The sequence below is a fragment of the Moraxella canis genome (assembly GCF_034424565.1).
Lineage (GTDB): Bacteria > Pseudomonadota > Gammaproteobacteria > Pseudomonadales > Moraxellaceae > Moraxella > Moraxella canis.
In genome coordinates, this window is the sequence record NZ_CP139961.1 from 815,918 (window position 1) to 832,577 (window position 16,660).

The following is a 16,660-nucleotide window of genomic DNA, read 5'->3' on the forward strand; positions in this document are numbered from 1 at the left end:
ATTTCTTATGCGCTTTGATCCATCAAAGACACCTGTTTTAGCGATTTTTATACAGCCACTTTTAGCGCTCATATTAGCTTTCTATGAAACGATTTTTTCTTATCCGTCATGCCCAAAGCGAATCCAACGCAGGCATTATCATCAACCAAAATCATCTCATCAATCTGACCGAACTGGGCATCAAACAAGCCGAAACACTCAGCGCAAAGCTCATAAAAATGCTGCCCAATCCACAAGCGGTGTTTGTGTCGCCATATATTCGTACCGCACAGACCGCCAAGCCTTATTTGACCAAGCTTGGGCGTGAAAGTCAGCTTATTGATGCGCTCCAAGAATTTAATATGCTGAATTTTCAAAGGATTGAGCGAAAGTGCTTAGCCGAAATTCGCGTAATGGCAGATGAATTTTGGGCAACCGATAACGCCCATCGTGACAGCGATCAGACAGACTCTTTTGATGAATTCGTGACGCGCGTCAAGACCGCAAGACAAGCTTTTGCCCAAATGGATGATGGCGATTATGTGGTCTTTACCCATGGCATGTGGATTGGGATGCTCGTTTGGCAGCTGCTTCATGCCGATGGTCAAAAAGTCCATGATAAGCGCGCCTTTGCTGCGTATGAGCTGGCTGTCCGCCCAAATAACTGCGATGTGTATCTGCTGACCATCTCAGATAATGGCGAACAGATTGGCAAACTCCATAGCGATGACAATGACAAAAGCCTGATCATGTAAGGTAAAATTTAGCAAATCCAAGATGATTTATCACCAAGCTTTTGATATACTAAAACTAACCCAACGGCTTGGCAAACTAAGGAGAAAGTGATGTATCAGCATGTATTACTCGTGACCGACCTAAAAGACGACACCGACCTGGTCGCTCAAAAAGCCAAATGGATTTTGGAGTCAGAACCACAAGCTCAGCTTTCGGTCTTACACATCGTCGAAGAGACCATGCTTGGCTTTGGGTATGAGCTGATCCCTGCGTCAGCCTTGCACGAACAAATCGACGATGAACGCTGCCAAAAAGCTCGTGTACGCCTAGCAGAAGTGCTTGCGCGCAACCACTTGCAGGCGCACCATGTCAATATCAAGACCGCCATCTCAGGGCGTAAAGGCATTGTTGATTATTGCCGAGCGCATGCGGTGGACTTAGTGGTGATTGGTCGCCATAAGCGAACAGGTCTGTCAGCGTGGATTGCTGGCGCGACTGCTGATAGCATCTTGCCTGATGTTGAAAGCGATCTATTGGTCGTTCAATTAGCCGCCGACTGATCCTGATATCTCATAAATAAGTCGTTTGATTGTGACGATCAGATGGCTTATTTTAATTTGTATTAAATCACTGATTAATGCTAAGCTGATGGCATCAATCAGCCATCCACCCCACAATTCAAAGAGAATGCGCCATGTATGATGTAGTTGCCATCGGCAATGCCTTGGTTGATACTGAGTTTACCCTATCTGATGATGCTTTAGATGCCACAGGTTTGACCCGCGGTAATATGACACTGGCAGATACCGATACCCAAAATGCGCTGTTTGCCAAGCTGGATGAACAAAATCTAAAACCTGCCAAACAAGCTGGCGGCGGTTCGGCAGCCAATAGCATGGTGGCATTTGCAGCTTTGGGTGGTCGTGCTTATTATCACTGCCGAGTCGGGGGTGATGATATGGGGGATTTTTATTTGGGAGATTTGGCAGACTCTGGCGTCGATACAGATGCTGATTATGCCGTACAAGTCAATGGTACGACGGGCTCCTGCGCCGTACTGGTGACACCAGACGGAGAGCGCACGATGCAGACTCACTTGGGGGCAAGCAGCGAGATTGACGCTACTAATATTAATTTTCAGACGCTGATGGGTGCAAAGTGGCTGTACTTAGAAGGCTATCTAGCCATGTCGCCTTCTATCAGCGAAGCACTTGGCGAGATGCACAAACAGGCGCGCGCTGCTGGCGCTAAGATTGCGGTGAGCTTTGCTGATCCTGCCGTCGTTAAATTTGCCAAAGATGGGCTGACTGCCATGCTAAGCCGAGGCGTGGATGCCGTGTTCTGTAATGCTGATGAAGCAGCACTATTTGCCGAGGCAGATGGCGATGCTGACCCTGTCAATGCACTGCTTAAATATAGCGACTTGGTGGTCATCACCAATTCCGATAAGCCTACGACCATAGCCTGCCGCGGCGATAATGGCATCATTGAGCACAGCATTGAGAGTGTCGCTGTCAGCCAAGTCATCGACACCAATGGTGCAGGTGATAACTATGCCGGTGCTTTTTTATACGGCTTATCACAAGGTTTGGACTTGCCAAGCTGCGGCCGCTTAGCTGCTGCGGTGGCGTCTGCAATTGTCAGTCAGTTTGGTCCACGCCTCTTGGTTAAAGACTATCAAGCCATTAAAGATTCTGTCATATAAGACAAACCCCCTTTGACGATCATCAAAGGGGGTTTTATTCAAATTATTTATAATATGCATTGTCCGAGACGCTGTGGTCGGTGTCATCCACCACTTGGGTCAGCTCAGGAATTTGCTGCTTTAGCTGTACCTCCACCCCTTGACGCAAGGTGACATCCACCGCCGAACAGCCTTGACAGCCGCCGCCGAACTTCAGCACAGCCGTCAGACCCGCTTCATCTTCGATGACTTCCAAAAGCTCTACCGAACCGCCGTGACCTGCAAGACTTGGGTTGATTTCTGATTGCAGCACATAATTAATGCGCTCTTCGATACTGGCATTTTCGCCGACTTGTGGCACTTTTGAGTTGGGCGCGCGGAAAGTCAGCTGACCACCAAAGCGATCTTTATTATAATCAATCACCGCGTCATGCAGATAAGGAATGCTATCAGCATCAATGTGTGCGGTAAATTTGGCATAGTCAATGTGCAAATCTGCCTCATCAACTTCATCAGGCTGACAGTAGCTCATGCAGCACTCGGCACGCGGCGTACCTGCATGTTCCACAAAAATACGCACGCCAATCCCCTCAACCGCTTGCTTAGCAAGCAGCTCAGCAAGGTAATCTTGGGCAGACTCTGTGATCTTAATATTACTGGTTAAAGCTTCGCTCATGGCAATTCTCTTTTTAATTATCCTGTCAAAATAACATGGCTTAAGCCCAAATCAAGCCCATCAAGCGATGGCACTCTTGAACCCTAAGCAACAAATCATGCAAATCTTTATCCTATATGGTAACATAGACTAACTTTATCAACCCAACTTTTTTAAATTTTGGATAAAAATATGCACTCATCACGGCAGTTTGATTATTTGGTTTTTATTGGGCGGTTTCAGCCATTTCACCAAGGTCATCATCATGTCGTGATGCAGGCACTGGCGCATGCAGATCGGGTGATTGTTTTGATTGGCTCGGCGAACGCACCACGCACCCCAAAAAATCCGTTCACTGCCGATGAGCGGCGCACCATGATTTTAAATAGTTTTGGCGAACTTGAGCGTGAGCGCATACACTGTATCCCCATTAACGACGCCACTTATAATGATAATAAATGGCTGATCGGTGTGCAGCGCGCCATAACGAGCATGACAGGCGACAGCGCCCAAAAACGCATCGGCATCATCGGGCACACCAAAGACGAAAGCTCGTATTATCTGCATCTTTTTCCCCAGTATGACAGCTTTGAGGTAGATAATTTTCAAGGGCTATCCGCCACGCCGATCAGAAAAGCATATTTTGGTGATGATTTGGATAAAAAGTCCACCGCGTTTGAGAGGCTGACTACTGCCAGTGGCGAGTTTTTAGATGCGTTTGAGCGCACAGATAGCTATCATTATCTTAAGCGCGAATATCAGCACATTCAAGCATATCAAGCCGCTTGGCAAGAGGCGCCCTATCCCCCAAGTCTCATCACAAGCGATGCCGTGATCGTGCAATCTGGTCATATTTTATTGGTCAAGCGAGGGGGTGACTATGGGCGTGGGCTCTATGCACTGCCTGGCGGCTTTGTGGATGGCGATGAAGATTTTTATCACGCCTGCATTCGCGAGGTCCAAGAAGAAACACAGCTGGATAGCAAATTACTCAAAAACAGCCTAAAAGCAAGCCACTTATTTGATGCACCTGGACGCAGCCAGCGCGCTCGGACGGTGACCATGGCGTATTATTTTGAGTTGCCACCCCAAGAGAAGCTGCCTAATGTCCAAGGCGGTGATGATGCCGATTCTGCTTTTTGGCTGCCGCTATCACAGCTGGACGCCCAAACCATGTTTGAAGATCATTATGGCATCATTTGCAAATTATTAAGACTCTGACGCAGCGATCAGATGAGCGCTTAGAATTTGGCAAAAATTTGGCGATTTGATATGAAATTTCGTAAACGCGACTGGTTACTCATTCCCCTATATTTGCATCAAGCACGCACAGTCAAAAAATCGGTCATCAGCTTAGATGAGCCAAGCGGTGATAGAACTGGCAGCTTTGTGATCGATGATAGCAGACAAGACCTAGCGACGATACGCCTGATGGTCATCGGGGATTCGGCAGGGGCAGGTGTGGGTGTCGCAACTCAATCTCAAGCCGCATTGGGGCGTCTAATCTTTCATCTTGCCAAGCATTTACAGGGTGGTAGATTTGGGCGCATCGATTATCATCTGCACGCCACTTCTGGGCATACCAGCCATCAAATTTTGGCAAGACTTTATGCCTTGAGCGCCCGCCCTGTAGAGACAGTCGTGATCAGCATGGGCGTCAATGATGTGCTAAAGCAAACTTCCGATACCCACTGGCAAGACAATATCCAAGCCATGATTCAGATCTTGGTAAGAAAATTTAGCGCCAAGCAAATCATCTTTTTGAGTTTGCCGCCCATGCATCTGATGCCTGCTTTACCAAGACCGCTAAATCACTTCATCCAAGCCCAAGCGGTGCGCCTTGATCAGCTGCTTGCTGACACCAGCCAAGCCGATCAAACAGGCAAAGCGATGTATTTACTGGGCGAGTTTTCTCTAGATGAGCACAGCATTGATAAGCTGTTTGCCATTGATGGCTTTCATCCCAGTGCCATCACCTACGATCTTTGGGCTCAGGTGATCACAAAAGCCATCAGTCAAAGATTTGATCAAAAAATGACTTCGACTCGCCCAAATACTGACACGTGATGGTCTCGATCTTCACGTTTGTTATTATAATAGCTGACATCACTTTGTAAGAACAGCCAAGGGCGCCATACGGGCTGACGATAGCCGGCATATGGTCCATAAGTGTTCAGGTGTGCTTTTTTATCTTCGATGTCTCCGCCCACATATAAGCCATAGTTCAGCTCAGCTGTGCCATGTTTGACAGGTATAAAATGGCGCTGAAACAAACTGCTGTGCCAATATAAATTTTCGTCGCCCTTATGGGTATAATGCAGCTGACTGCGACTGACCAAATCTCTACGCTCCGACTGCGGCTGAGTAAACTCAAGCGTTGAGACGGCGGTATGTTCAGTGTGGGTGCCGTAGCGATACATCTGCTCAAAACGCATCTCAATGTCATGATCAAGCTGCCACTTTTTTTCGGCTTTGGCGCGGATATAGACATCGTTCGATCTAACACCTAAGTCAACATCAGCATCGATCTTATTATCACGGCGAAAATTTGACCACCGCAGCGCCAAAGAGGAGTTGCTCTCTCGTGTTTCGCGGCGATCGTATCGGCGATCATTGGCGTTTGGCGCAACCGTACGATCATCATTGAGCGCACCATCATGCGCTTCATAATCCAATGAATCATCACCAAAAACCACGCTAAAACGATCCTCAAGGGTTGGCAGCTTGATTCGACCTCGCACACGCGGCTTAATTTTGGTGCCATCATACTCATTCCAGGTCGTATCTACCATCACGCGTAAACTGGCTCTGGCAGATTGTTTTGATCTTTTTTCACCAAACCAACCATCGATATTATCCGCACTGTCTTGAAGCCAGTCTTTGAAGTTCTGATGATTTTCATCAACCCACCCTGTCTGGTCTTGATCAGGAGTCTGTTCCTCCGCTTCGGTCTGCAGCGGAGTGTCATTGGCTTGAGTATTTGACTCATTTGCCAAGGCGATCGGCGCCGCGCTCATCATCAGCGCGTAAATCATAACATGTTTAAATCGCATCAAAACCTCTACATTCTCACCATTAGCTGCCAATTGATTGGCAAGGTTATAACTGACTTGTCCACATATTCACCCCAAAGCCGATAAATAACATCGCAGCACCAAACATCGCAAAGCTACTAAAGACAGGGCGTTTTGAAAATTTTTCAGCCAAAGCTTTGCCGGTATAAACCAACAGCATCAGATAACTCAAGCTGACCAGTTGTAAAATCACTGCCAAAACCAAAAAACTCAACAACGGCTTGTCATAACTTGGATCAACAAACTGCACAAAAAACGACAGAAAAAATAAAATCGCTTTGGGATTGGTTAGGCTCAAGCTCAAGGATCGATAAAAATAATTTTGTTGCTTGGGCGGCTTGATGGAAACGGTCGCCTCAAGAATGGCTTGGCGATTTTTGAAAGTATGATAAGCGCCCATCCATAGCCTAAGCCCAATATAAGCCAAATAAGTCCCACCGATCAGCTTTAGTATCTCAAATACTTGCGGATGCGCCTTTAATAGTGCGCCTGCACCAAATACGGTGGCAACGATCAGAATGCTATCACCAAGCAAAACGCCTACCAATGCGCGCAAGCCTGCTGCCCGACCATGCGATGCCGACACTGATAGGCAGTACAAACTGTTCGGACCCGGCAAAATGATCACCACGACCACCGCCAAAAAATACGTCAATAAGTTTGCTGTGCCGAGCATGATGTATCCATGTTAATTGACAGACTGTCAATGATTTTGCTCACTATAGCGAATTTATTTTTCGGTTGCAATGATTTAGTGAGAATTTAGCAATAAAAAACCACCCAATGGGGTGGTTTTTGGCGTGTCAGCAATTATTGCTGAGCTTGTGCTTGCTCAAGGGCACGCATTTGAGCTTCCATCATCGCACGCTGTTCAGCTTCGATGGTTTTTTGGTCAGCGACTTTTTTTAGGTCAATGGTAAAAATCAGGACACTGTTTGGACCGATGCCAGCATTCACTGCGCCATTTTCGCCATAAGCCAAATCACTGGGCACATACAGCTCATATTTGCCACCTTCTTTCATCAGCTGAAGCCCTTCTGTCCAGCCTTTGATGACTTGGTTTAGCATAAATGGTACCGCTTCGCCTTCTGATGAATCAAATACCGTCCCATCAGTCAGCTTGCCTTCATAAGCAGCATAAACGCCATCGGTGGCAGTCGGCGATTTGCCTGTGCCTTCGGTGATCACCTTATATTGAAGGCCAGAAGCGGTGGTTTGTACACCTGCTTTTTTGGCATTTTCGGCTAAGAATTTATCACCTTCGGCCTTATTGGTTGCCGCTGCTTCTTCTTGCTTTTTCATCGCTTCTTCAGTCTTACGCTTTTCATAAGCTTGACCCAGTGTCTGGATTTGCGCTTCGGTCAACGCACTTTCGGCACCAGCATAGCCATCTTTAAAGGCTTTCATATAGACATCAATATCAAGCTGCTCTTCAATTCTTTTTAAAGATTTGCCTGCGTCATAACCAAACACATAACTGACTTGCTCAATTTCGGTGCTTTTATCGGTAACGACGGTTGATTTTTCGCCCGCTTTAGGCTCAGCCGCTGACGAATCTTTATTACAACCTGCCAAAACCAAGGTGGCGGCTACAGCAGCAACTAACGCATGTTTTTTCATAAACTGTCTCTATTTCACAATTTGTCACTAAAAAGGTTGGCTAATCATATCAAAAATTAGGCTAATTTACTATGCTTTAAATAATCTTTCATAAAAAGCTTGTATTATTCTTGTTAAGATTATCAAAATACATTTACCAAAGCTGCTTAATGCTTGGGTTTGGTGTTACAATCTTACTCAGTTATCGGCAATCATCTGGCATTCGCCATGTTTGCTAATCATGGATCAAGCCAGCCTTTGGTAGGTGCAAGCTTTTATAGCCAAAGGTTAGGCGGGATGTTATTTAGGGGTATGACATGGATTTTCATAGAATGATGATTTTTAATCAGGGACTGCAGGGTCCTGCAGGCTCAATCATCGGCGCCATCTTGATTTTTTTACTTGGTTGGGTGGCTGCTTTGGTGTTAGCTGCCGCCACTCGAAAAGCTTTGAATAAATTTAATATCAATGGGCGCATTCAGCGCTCAACAGGAACACATTATCAGGTAGATCAGATCTTATCTAAGCTTGTGTTTTGGTTTGTTTTTATCATTGGGATTTCAGGGGCGCTCAATCAAGTGAACCTAAACTCGATCTCGGTGCCTTTTGCCAATATGATCAATCAAGTACTGCTATTTTTACCCAATCTGCTTGCCGCCATTGCCGTCGGGGTGATCGGTTGGGGCGTTGCAACCATCGCAAAAAACTCTGCCAAAATGGCGCTTAATAAAACCAATTTGGATGAAAAACTGTCTCACGAAGCCGGCGTCAAGCCAATGAGCAGCACCATCGCTGATGTGGTTTATTGGTTTATTTTACTCATTGTGCTGACCATGGTACTCGGTCAGCTTGGGCTCACTGGCCTGTTCACACCATTGACCAATATGGTCGATAAGATCTTTGATTTTATTCCAAATTTCTTGATGGCAGGCTTGGTGTTCTTTGTGGGATTGATTGTGGCGCGCGTCGTCCGCAGCATCGTCACCAATCTTATACAAGGCTTTAATATCCAAGCTTTGGCGACAAAAGCCGGCGTGAGCGAACAAAATAATTTGCCAAGCATCGCAGGCTCATTGGCGTTTTTATTGGTGATTGTGCCCTTTACGATCGCGGCACTGGATGCGCTAAAGATCGAAGCCATCTCGCGCCCTGCCACCAATATGCTTAATAAAATCATGGAAGCGCTGCCAAATATCTTTACGGCGGCTGCCGTTTTGATCATCACCTATTATGCGGTTCGCTTGATCACGAACATTATCAAAGGGTTACTTGCAAGCATTCAATTGGATGCGCTGCCTAGCCGCGTGGGACTACAAAGCATTTTGGGCAATCAAAAGCTGTCTGATGTCATCAGCTGCACCATCATGTTTTTTGCCATGTTGTTTGCTGTGACTGCGGCAGCGGATATTTTAGGATTTGAGCAAATTCGTACTTTGGTAGCGATGTTCATCACCTTTGGTGGTCAAATCATACTTGGTGCCGTGATTTTGGTCATCGGGTTTTGGCTTGCCAATCTCATCGCGGGCATCGTTGAGCGCTCAGAACAAGGCTCGCGGCTTTTGGCGAACATCGTGCGCGTGCTAATCATGGGCTTGGTTTTGGCGATGGGTCTGCGCGCGATGGGCATTGCTGATAGCATTGTCAATCTTGCCTTTGGCTTGACGCTTGGCGCGGTGGCGGTAGCATTTGCGCTTGCGTTTGGCTTGGGTGGTCGTGAAGCGGCGGCTCGCCTACTTAAGCGCATTCAAGATAAAGCAGAAAATGAAGCCGACAACAAAGTCATCTTACCCAATTCTCAAGATGACGAGTCGCATTTTTAAACCTTAAATCATAAAAAACGGCATCAAATGATGTCGTTTTTTTTGGCGCGATATGCTAGGCTTTATCTTATAAAAAGTCAAACAAACCACCCACTTAATGAACCAAAACTCATCATCCCAAAAGGATATTTGTCGGGTGATAATCAGACAGCAAAATCAGTGATGAACTACAATAACTCACCTATCCAAGCGATGATTATTACATAGACAGCAGCCTAAGGCGTGTTGATCCATGCCAATTTTAAGGGCTATGCTGGCGGCTGCTTTAATTTTAAAGGGAAAATCACCACTTTTCTGCTTTTGTTATCCTTATCTTTTTGCTCTTGGTAAAAGGGCTTGGCCGCCAAATACACTTGACCGGCATAAACATAATGATTGGGTTTAAGATGATTGAACAATAAAATGGTGATGCCATTATGATTTGACTCTAACAAAGTTTTATTTTGTGCATTATTGAGATTTTGATCACCTGTTAATCCCATGCCGGTATAATAAAAAATGTCGTCTTGCCAATAATTTTTATAAATAGAATCTGTCTTATTCACCAAAATCAGTGTATTAGCCGCTTTACTGCGGCGCATACCCCCCTGAATTGGATACCTTAAAAGTATCCATCAAGTCTTGATTGGTAAATACTGTACCCATGGTATAATCTTTTATAATCACTTGATAATCCTTAATAAAAATACCCCATCTTGATCAGTAATCAAGATGAGGCTTGGACGATTTACCCGCCAATCTTCTTATATTTCATCCGCTTGGGTGTGGCGTCTGCACCTAGTCGTTCTTTACGCCATTTTTCGTATTCGCTGTAATTGCCGTCAAAGAATTCAGGTTCTTCATTTTCAAACGACAAAATGTGCGTACAAATACGGTCCAAGAACCAGCGGTCATGCGACACCACCATGACTGTGCCAGGGAACACCTGCACCGCATCTTCTAAGGCACGCAAGGTCTCGACATCTAGGTCGTTGGACGGCTCATCCAGCAAGATAACGTTCGCCCCCTGTTTTAAGGTCTTGGCAAGTTGCAAGCGGTTACGCTCACCACCTGATAAGTTGCCCACGAGTTTTTGTTGGTCTTGACCTTTAAAATTAAAGCGCCCAATATAAGCACGGCTTGGCGTGGTGTACTCACCCACCGTAATCATATCCAAGCCGTCTGAGACTTCTTCCCACACGGTTTTTTTGTCGTCCAGCTCATCTCTGACCTGACCAACATAAGCCACTTTCACGCTCTCACCCACTTCCACTGAGCCTGTGTCAGGCGTGTCTTTGCCAGTAATCATATTAAACAGCGTGGTTTTGCCAGCACCGTTTGGACCAACAATACCGACGATTGCCATTGGCGGTACGCTAAATGACAAATTTTCATACAATAAGCGTCCGTCAAAAGATTTGGAGATGTTATTGACTTCGATGACTTTATTGCCAAGGCGTGGTCCTGGCGGAATATAAATCTCCGCCGTTTCGTTACGCTGCTGAAACTCGCGTGAGTTCATCTCTTCAAAGCGTTCTAGGCGAGATTTGGATTTGGCTTGCTGACCTTTTTGGTTTTTACGCACCCATTCTAGCTCTTGTTTTAGGGCTTTGGCGAAGGCTTCTTCTTGTTTTTGTTCTTGTTCTAGGCGTTTATTTTTTTGTTCTAGCCACTCGGTGTAGTTGCCTTGGTATGGGTAGCCATAGCCACGGTCAAGCTCCAAAATCCACTCAGCGACATTATCAAGAAAATAGCGGTCGTGCGTAATCGCCACAATCGTGCCAGAATAATCTTTTAAGAAGCGTTCAAGCCACGCCACCGATTCTGCGTCCAAATGGTTGGTCGGCTCGTCAAGCAAGAGCATATCAGGCTTAGATAGCAGCAGACGGCACAAAGCAACACGGCGTTTTTCACCGCCTGACAGCTTAGACACATCAGCATCCCACGGCGGCAAACGCAGGGCATCGGCGGCTTTTTCTAGCTGGGTATTTAGGTTATGGGCGTCCCACGCTTGGATGATGTCTTCCATTTTGCCTTGTTCGGCAGCCAATTTATCAAAATCCGCGTCAGGCTCGGCATATTCGGCATAGATTTGATTTAAACGGTCAAGGGCATCTAGGGCTTCACGCACACCGTCTTCAACGTTGCCACGCACGTCTTTGGCGGGGTCAAGTTGGGGTTCTTGAGGCAGATAGCCAATCTTAATCCCTGTTGCTGCTCGGGCTTCGCCATTAAACTCGGTGTCCACGCCTGCCATGATGCGTAGCAAGGTAGACTTACCCGCCCCGTTTAGACCCAAGACACCGATTTTGGCACCTGGAAAAAATGACAAGCTGATGTCTTTTAGGATTTCACGCTTTGGGGGAACAATTTTTGACACCTTGTTCATGGTGTAAATGTATTGAGCCATACTAAGCCTTTGATTAACAATTAAAATTAACGATTTGGTAAACTATACAAATTAAGATATATAACCGTCTATTATCGCACGCTTTAGCAGGTGGGGCAAGGGATTTACATCGGCATTGATTTGATCAAAGATGATAGTTTTGCCTGATGAATTAAAAGATGATTTTAATTATATTGATTTTATGCTAGCATGGTAAGACAACAGGTTAAATAACAGTCTAAGGATTAGCAATGACGACAAACCCCACTATCACCCACAACCCCGATACTCAGCGTTTTGAGACTACCATTGATGGTCATACTGCCTATCTAAGCTATGCCATCATTGATGATAATACGCTTAACTATCACTACACGCTTGTACCGCCGCAGCTTGGAGGTCGTGGTGTTGGCACAGCCCTTGTCAAGCACGCTGTTGAATATGCCGAAGCTGAAGGCAAGCAAATCATTCCAAGCTGTAGTTTTGTGGCTAATTACATGAATAAGCACCAAAAATCAAACTGACCAAATCAAAACTACCGCTTATTTGACAGTGTGATTTAATCCATAAAAACCCAAAGCCTAGATTGATCCTAAGCTTTGGGTTTTTTATGCGTTAATGACTATCGAAATGCGACAGTCACTGTGGCCTTGGCTTCTACTTTGCCTGCCGTCACCTGACCTTGAGTGTTCACATAATACACATCAAACTGCTGATTTGGGGTGCTGTTTTTGGCTTGCAGATACCACTGATTGGCCGCTGGCATCTCAAAACTGGCTGCCTGAGGTGTAAAGCTTACATTTTGATCATCAGATCGCTTTAGCTGTAAAGCCAAGCCTTTGGCTGATGCCCGTCCTGTGGCTATGCTCAGTAAATCACTGGTGTTGCTTGGCTGTGTGACATCGGTCATCGCCATGGCAATCTGAGGGCTATCGCTATTACAGGTTAAACCCACCACAAAACTGCCTGCCTTGACCTTGCTTCCTTGGTGGCGAAGCTGATTGCTTGCGACATTCTCAAGTATCACGCTTTGACTTTGCTTATCAAGTGCACATATGACTGGCTGAGTCGCTTTTGAAAATCCCATCTTCACCCCAATTGAGTGCTGACTGTCAGGTAAGCCCAAGACATAATCAAACACCTTCCAAGAAGGTATGCGATAATCGCCGGCTTTTGGCGCATCAACTGTATAAACGATCTTTAGCCTAAGCATATCGGTGGCTGAATAAGCTGACCGCTGCTGCCACTCATGAGCGATGGTCGGCACCCAAATATCATTGATAAAAATATCAGTGCGGACATTGCCAGCGGGTGGCATGTCGGCAGCTTTTATCCAAAAATGCTCAGGCTGATTAGCAGGCTTTTGGAGCACCAGCTCTTCTGTGCAGGTGATTGTCGCTACAGACACTTGACAATCTTGGGTCTGAGATGACACCGCCAAGACCGCCCCCACAGCCTGATTATCAGACGCCAGCGTCTGATTTACTTGATCAGCCGAAGTCGCATGGGCATCTGGTAAAATATTTGGCATATCTTGGTGATTGGCAAATGCTGCATTGGTCAATATACCCACCAATATTACGCCATATGTCATGCTTGGTTTCATGGTATTTTCCTTAATTTTGGCATTGGGTAGGATAGATGACAAGCTCACTTGACTCATCTTCAATGTCATAATCAATCAAGCATTCGCCCGACTGCCAAGACACGCGCACTTGTCCTTGACTGTCTGTAACGCGCGCCAATACCCTGCCATCTTGAACGACTTGACCGATCAGATTGCCGGCTTGATCATAGACACTGCCAAGTGGGGGCAGATCCAAATTATTCACATCAAACAGCACCAATTGACCAGACTTTGTCGCAAACTCTACCAAATGCGCTGTATAAGCTCTTGGAATCAGCGTCTTGGCTGTGGCTTCGATCTCAACATCATCCGGCAGATGATTGACATCAATGCCGATACGGTTGATTTGATAAGGCGACAAAGTCGGCACAATACCATGACCAAAGCGATCGATTTTGTTACCATTACCACCGGTAATCGGTGTACCTTTCGCCCCTTTGGCGCGTATGATCGCAAAGGTTTCGCCCAAGTTATTAGCCAAAGTGACGCCGTGCTCATGAGCCACCACCGCGCCTGATGCCGAATAACTAAACTGACTGCTATCACCTTGATGGGATGCCGATAACCCTACGCGCGCTGTTGGCAGTCCTGCAGAAATACTGGCATAGACGCTCGCATCCTCATGATCTTGCTTACCCACTCCGACCGAGTAGTGATGTTGATCGGCATCGCCAAAGACGCTACTCCATGAAACTTGTGAATAATCGCTGCCTTGGCGATGATTATGCTGTGCGCTGATCGTGGATGGATTTTTTAGATATTCATCAAATGGCATCGTTAGATGTGCAAACCATGAATTTTCATAGCGATCAGTATTCAGATTGTAGCTTTTGCCGACACCAAGACGATACTGGATATTTTTATAAGCATTGCTATAACCAAGTTGATAACTGCTTTCGTTTTTGTCATCATAGCGATTGAGTGTGCCTGAGGCATACACACTGCCAAGCCCTTTAGACAGATCTTGGCTGACATTTAGCCGATATTGCCGCTTTAGATGTTTGTTTTGTGGGGCTGGCTGATTGGTATTGATGACATCGCCCAAACTTGGATAAGCCTTAGAAACATAATGATAAGCATCGGCGTCAATATAAGTTTTTGAAGATTTTAAATAATGCTGATAACCCAAATGCAGCTTGCTGGCACTATCCCAGCCCTCAGCTTGGACAGCATTCATATCAAAAGACAGCGCTCCCCATGCCAAGCCCGTCACCCCGCCCACAGTGACTGACTGATAGTCTGGATGAAAGATCGTACCTGCCTGTGCAGTGAGATGATTATTCATGCCGTACTGTACCGATCCATGTACCAGCAGGTTGTCATCAGTATGCTGATTTTGGCGATAAGCACCTGCCGACAGATGATAGCGCATATGTCCAGGTCGAAGCATTTGTGCTGTCCTTGCAAATGGTACAAGCATCTCACGTGCGACACCGTCTGCCTCCAAGATGACCACTCTGAGCGTATCTGATGTGGAGGACAGTGCAGGTAGATCACTGATTTCAAACGGTCCTGCCGCGACTGACAACTCGTGGATAATATAATCATTTTGATAAATTTTTATCACGGCAGGACTGCTTGCATGACCTCGGATAAGAGGGGCGTAACCATTTTGAATATATGGTAGCATCCTAGGTTCAGACAGCAGTGATACGCCTCGGAGTGAGATGTTATCAATCAATGGACTTTGGGTATAAAAATCACCGATCTTGAGCCTGCCATCAATATCATCCATATCACGCTGTACATACAGCTGCTGATGCTGATAACGATCATTTGCCCCAAAGCTTGCTAAACCCAGCTGATTTAAAGACCACCGCCCAAAGCTGCCCCCAGTATTTAAACTGGCAAAATGATGATCAGATCTTTTGCCGTCATCTTTTTGTTGGTATCCATGGAGGCTATATTTTAAAAACGCAGCAGGCACGCCTTCTCGCCAGCTTGAGCGAGGGATATAGCCTTTTGGTCGCGCATTTATATAGATTTGTGGCACATCGACACTAAGTCTATGCGTGGTGATATCAAAACGATAACCAAGCTCTGGCGTGGCATCCAGCGCTGATATACAGTTGGCAGTTGGTTGTAGAACCACGGCTTCAGCTTTTAGCTCAAGCGCTTCCATGAGCTCTTGCGACCAACACAATCCACGAATGGGCTCGCTGCCACCATCGACAAAGCGAAGTGTCAGCTGATCACGATAAGCACCATTAACATAGACATCAGCGACATATTGACCTGCGGCAATGGGATTTCCGAAACGAAACTGCTCAGTGCTGATATGTTGCCCTGTTTGATACAGAAATGCGTCATCAAACTCAAACTCACCGTCCGCCAATACCGCAGATGGCAGTATGATTAAGCTTGCCACCATACTTATTTGAAACAGTGATTTCATCATATTTTAGCCAAAATTATTGAAGCTTTGAGGTGCCATGCTGAGTCGCCCCATAGTCATTGATAATATACCACTGTACGCTAGTAGCATTTGGCGCGTGCTGTTGTAGTTCAATCGTCTGAGTGGAAAACGGCGCAATCATATCGATCTCTGAGATCGATTGGACAACTGTTTGGTTAGCATCTTTAATTGCAAGAGCCGCATAAGTAATGTAATAAGGCGTGGGATTATACAGTGCCAGGGACTGCCCTTGTAGCTGCCACGTCACTTTATCGTATGCCTCATCGATTGAATACGGCAGACCTTTTGGACGATAAAAAAACTTCAATCGGCTCAATATCGTAACTTGCAGATAGCTCTGTTCTTCTTGAGCATTTTTAGGCTTGGGCGGCACATCTAAAATGTTTAAATAAAATAAACTTTCTTGATTGCTTGGCAGAGCCTCACCCGTGTAGCGTACACGCAAGCTCTGCTCGGTATTGGCTTCGATACGGGTTAGCGGCGGTGTAATAATAAAAGGAATCTTGGTTTGATTGCTTTGATCGCCTTGCTCAATCCAGGACTGTATCAGCGCAGGAGATTGATCAGGGTTTGTGATTCCGACATCAATGCTTTTGGCATCGCCTGGATAAACCACTCGCGTACCTTGAATGACAATACTGGCCTGAGCCGCCATACTTAAACAAAAAACACCCAATCCTAATAAAAATTTTGACACTTTATC

At 45.9% G+C, this 16,660-nt stretch carries 16 protein-coding genes; 7 read left to right on the forward strand and 9 right to left on the reverse strand.

Annotated features, from left to right (window positions below):
- The first annotated feature begins 83 nt into the window (after positions 1–83).
- The 3 genes from U0021_RS03655 to U0021_RS03665 all read left to right on the forward strand — a co-directional run bounded on the left by U0021_RS03655 (position 84) and on the right by U0021_RS03665 (position 2,419).
- Complete coding sequence (locus tag U0021_RS03655) at positions 84–734, forward strand: histidine phosphatase family protein (RefSeq protein WP_114800386.1); 651 nt, start codon at positions 84–86, stop codon at positions 732–734.
- A gap of 90 nt (positions 735–824) precedes the next feature.
- Positions 825–1,274: a universal stress protein gene (locus tag U0021_RS03660; RefSeq protein ID WP_049237512.1), complete on the forward strand. Its 450-nt coding sequence runs from the start codon at positions 825–827 to the stop codon at positions 1,272–1,274.
- Positions 1,275–1,408: 134 nt separating this feature from the next.
- Positions 1,409–2,419 carry an adenosine kinase gene (locus U0021_RS03665; RefSeq protein WP_114800387.1) on the forward strand — a complete coding sequence of 337 codons (1,011 nt, stop codon included), beginning with the start codon at positions 1,409–1,411 and terminating at the stop codon, positions 2,417–2,419.
- Between the two features lie 43 nt (positions 2,420–2,462).
- Here the strand turns inward: U0021_RS03665 and nfuA are convergent, their stop codons facing one another.
- Positions 2,463–3,074, reverse strand: a complete 612-nt coding sequence (nfuA, locus tag U0021_RS03670; RefSeq protein WP_078256492.1) for a Fe-S biogenesis protein NfuA — start codon at positions 3,072–3,074, stop codon at positions 2,463–2,465.
- A gap of 171 nt (positions 3,075–3,245) precedes the next feature.
- Here nfuA and U0021_RS03675 point away from each other — a divergent pair, with 171 nt between their 5' ends.
- A complete protein-coding gene (locus U0021_RS03675) occupies positions 3,246–4,274 on the forward strand; it encodes a bifunctional nicotinamide-nucleotide adenylyltransferase/Nudix hydroxylase (RefSeq protein ID WP_114800388.1) in 1,029 nt (342 codons plus the stop codon).
- A 51-nt stretch (positions 4,275–4,325) separates the two neighbouring features.
- The gene (locus U0021_RS03680) at positions 4,326–5,120 is read left to right on the forward strand and encodes an SGNH/GDSL hydrolase family protein (RefSeq protein WP_114800389.1); all 795 of its coding nucleotides are present in this window, start codon (positions 4,326–4,328) and stop codon (positions 5,118–5,120) included.
- Here U0021_RS03680 and U0021_RS03685 read toward each other — a convergent pair.
- From U0021_RS03685 to U0021_RS03695, 3 genes are all read right to left on the reverse strand, one after another.
- Positions 5,081–6,106: a hypothetical protein gene (locus U0021_RS03685; protein WP_227538694.1), complete on the reverse strand. Its 1,026-nt coding sequence runs from the start codon at positions 6,104–6,106 to the stop codon at positions 5,081–5,083. The two genes, U0021_RS03680 and U0021_RS03685, sit on opposite strands and share 40 nt — an antisense overlap.
- Before the next feature lie 46 nt (positions 6,107–6,152).
- The gene (gene leuE, locus U0021_RS03690; RefSeq protein ID WP_114800390.1) at positions 6,153–6,803 is read right to left on the reverse strand and encodes a leucine efflux protein LeuE; all 651 of its coding nucleotides are present in this window, start codon (positions 6,801–6,803) and stop codon (positions 6,153–6,155) included.
- A 134-nt stretch (positions 6,804–6,937) separates the two neighbouring features.
- Positions 6,938–7,747, reverse strand: coding sequence for an FKBP-type peptidyl-prolyl cis-trans isomerase (locus U0021_RS03695; protein WP_078256488.1), 810 nt, complete (start codon positions 7,745–7,747; stop codon positions 6,938–6,940).
- A gap of 296 nt (positions 7,748–8,043) precedes the next feature.
- Here U0021_RS03695 and U0021_RS03700 point away from each other — a divergent pair, with 296 nt between their 5' ends.
- A complete protein-coding gene (locus U0021_RS03700) occupies positions 8,044–9,546 on the forward strand; it encodes a mechanosensitive ion channel (protein WP_114800391.1) in 1,503 nt (500 codons plus the stop codon).
- A 248-nt stretch (positions 9,547–9,794) separates the two neighbouring features.
- Here U0021_RS03700 and U0021_RS03705 read toward each other — a convergent pair whose 3' ends face one another.
- Together U0021_RS03705 and ettA are read right to left on the reverse strand one after the other, a co-directional pair.
- A complete protein-coding gene (locus U0021_RS03705) occupies positions 9,795–10,127 on the reverse strand; it encodes an HNH endonuclease (RefSeq protein ID WP_114800392.1) in 333 nt (110 codons plus the stop codon).
- A gap of 146 nt (positions 10,128–10,273) precedes the next feature.
- Positions 10,274–11,935, reverse strand: coding sequence for an energy-dependent translational throttle protein EttA (ettA, locus tag U0021_RS03710; RefSeq protein WP_114800393.1), 1,662 nt, complete (start codon positions 11,933–11,935; stop codon positions 10,274–10,276).
- A gap of 230 nt (positions 11,936–12,165) precedes the next feature.
- Between ettA and U0021_RS03715 the strand changes: the two genes are divergently transcribed.
- Entirely contained in the window at positions 12,166–12,438 is a 273-nt protein-coding gene (locus tag U0021_RS03715; protein ID WP_114800394.1) for a GNAT family N-acetyltransferase, read from the forward strand.
- 98 nt (positions 12,439–12,536) lie between these two features.
- On the opposite strand, the gene U0021_RS03720 is transcribed toward U0021_RS03715, so the two are convergent.
- Genes U0021_RS03720 through U0021_RS03730 form a run of 3 tightly spaced genes read right to left on the reverse strand, consistent with a single transcriptional unit; the run spans position 12,537 to position 16,654 of the window.
- Complete coding sequence (locus U0021_RS03720; RefSeq protein ID WP_162816808.1) at positions 12,537–13,520, reverse strand: fimbrial protein; 984 nt, start codon at positions 13,518–13,520, stop codon at positions 12,537–12,539.
- 10 nt (positions 13,521–13,530) lie between these two features.
- Positions 13,531–15,939 carry a fimbria/pilus outer membrane usher protein gene (locus U0021_RS03725; RefSeq protein ID WP_114800396.1) on the reverse strand — a complete coding sequence of 803 codons (2,409 nt, stop codon included), beginning with the start codon at positions 15,937–15,939 and terminating at the stop codon, positions 13,531–13,533.
- 13 nt (positions 15,940–15,952) lie between these two features.
- Positions 15,953–16,654 (reverse strand): fimbrial biogenesis chaperone, encoded by a 702-nt coding sequence (locus tag U0021_RS03730; protein WP_205276521.1) that lies wholly within the window; start codon positions 16,652–16,654, stop codon positions 15,953–15,955.
- Positions 16,655–16,660: the final 6 nt, after the last annotated feature.

What these genes read in the sequence shown, in the direction of transcription:
- U0021_RS03700 (WP_114800391.1), top strand. Translation starts at nt 8,044, where the DNA reads ATGGATTTTCATAGAATGATGATTTTTAATCAGGGACTGCAGGGTCCT.
- U0021_RS03680 (WP_114800389.1), top strand. Translation starts at nt 4,326, where the DNA reads ATGAAATTTCGTAAACGCGACTGGTTACTCATTCCCCTATATTTGCAT.
- U0021_RS03705 (WP_114800392.1), bottom strand. Translation starts at nt 10,127, where the DNA reads ATGCGCCGCAGTAAAGCGGCTAATACACTGATTTTGGTGAATAAGACA.
- leuE (WP_114800390.1), bottom strand. Translation starts at nt 6,803, where the DNA reads ATGCTCGGCACAGCAAACTTATTGACGTATTTTTTGGCGGTGGTCGTG.
- ettA (WP_114800393.1), bottom strand. Translation starts at nt 11,935, where the DNA reads ATGGCTCAATACATTTACACCATGAACAAGGTGTCAAAAATTGTTCCC.
- U0021_RS03695 (WP_078256488.1), bottom strand. Translation starts at nt 7,747, where the DNA reads ATGAAAAAACATGCGTTAGTTGCTGCTGTAGCCGCCACCTTGGTTTTG.
- U0021_RS03655 (WP_114800386.1), top strand. Translation starts at nt 84, where the DNA reads ATGAAACGATTTTTTCTTATCCGTCATGCCCAAAGCGAATCCAACGCA.
- U0021_RS03725 (WP_114800396.1), bottom strand. Translation starts at nt 15,939, where the DNA reads ATGATGAAATCACTGTTTCAAATAAGTATGGTGGCAAGCTTAATCATA.
- U0021_RS03720 (WP_162816808.1), bottom strand. Translation starts at nt 13,520, where the DNA reads ATGAAACCAAGCATGACATATGGCGTAATATTGGTGGGTATATTGACC.
- U0021_RS03685 (WP_227538694.1), bottom strand. Translation starts at nt 6,106, where the DNA reads ATGCGATTTAAACATGTTATGATTTACGCGCTGATGATGAGCGCGGCG.
- U0021_RS03715 (WP_114800394.1), top strand. Translation starts at nt 12,166, where the DNA reads ATGACGACAAACCCCACTATCACCCACAACCCCGATACTCAGCGTTTT.
- nfuA (WP_078256492.1), bottom strand. Translation starts at nt 3,074, where the DNA reads ATGAGCGAAGCTTTAACCAGTAATATTAAGATCACAGAGTCTGCCCAA.
- U0021_RS03675 (WP_114800388.1), top strand. Translation starts at nt 3,246, where the DNA reads ATGCACTCATCACGGCAGTTTGATTATTTGGTTTTTATTGGGCGGTTT.
- U0021_RS03660 (WP_049237512.1), top strand. Translation starts at nt 825, where the DNA reads ATGTATCAGCATGTATTACTCGTGACCGACCTAAAAGACGACACCGAC.
- U0021_RS03665 (WP_114800387.1), top strand. Translation starts at nt 1,409, where the DNA reads ATGTATGATGTAGTTGCCATCGGCAATGCCTTGGTTGATACTGAGTTT.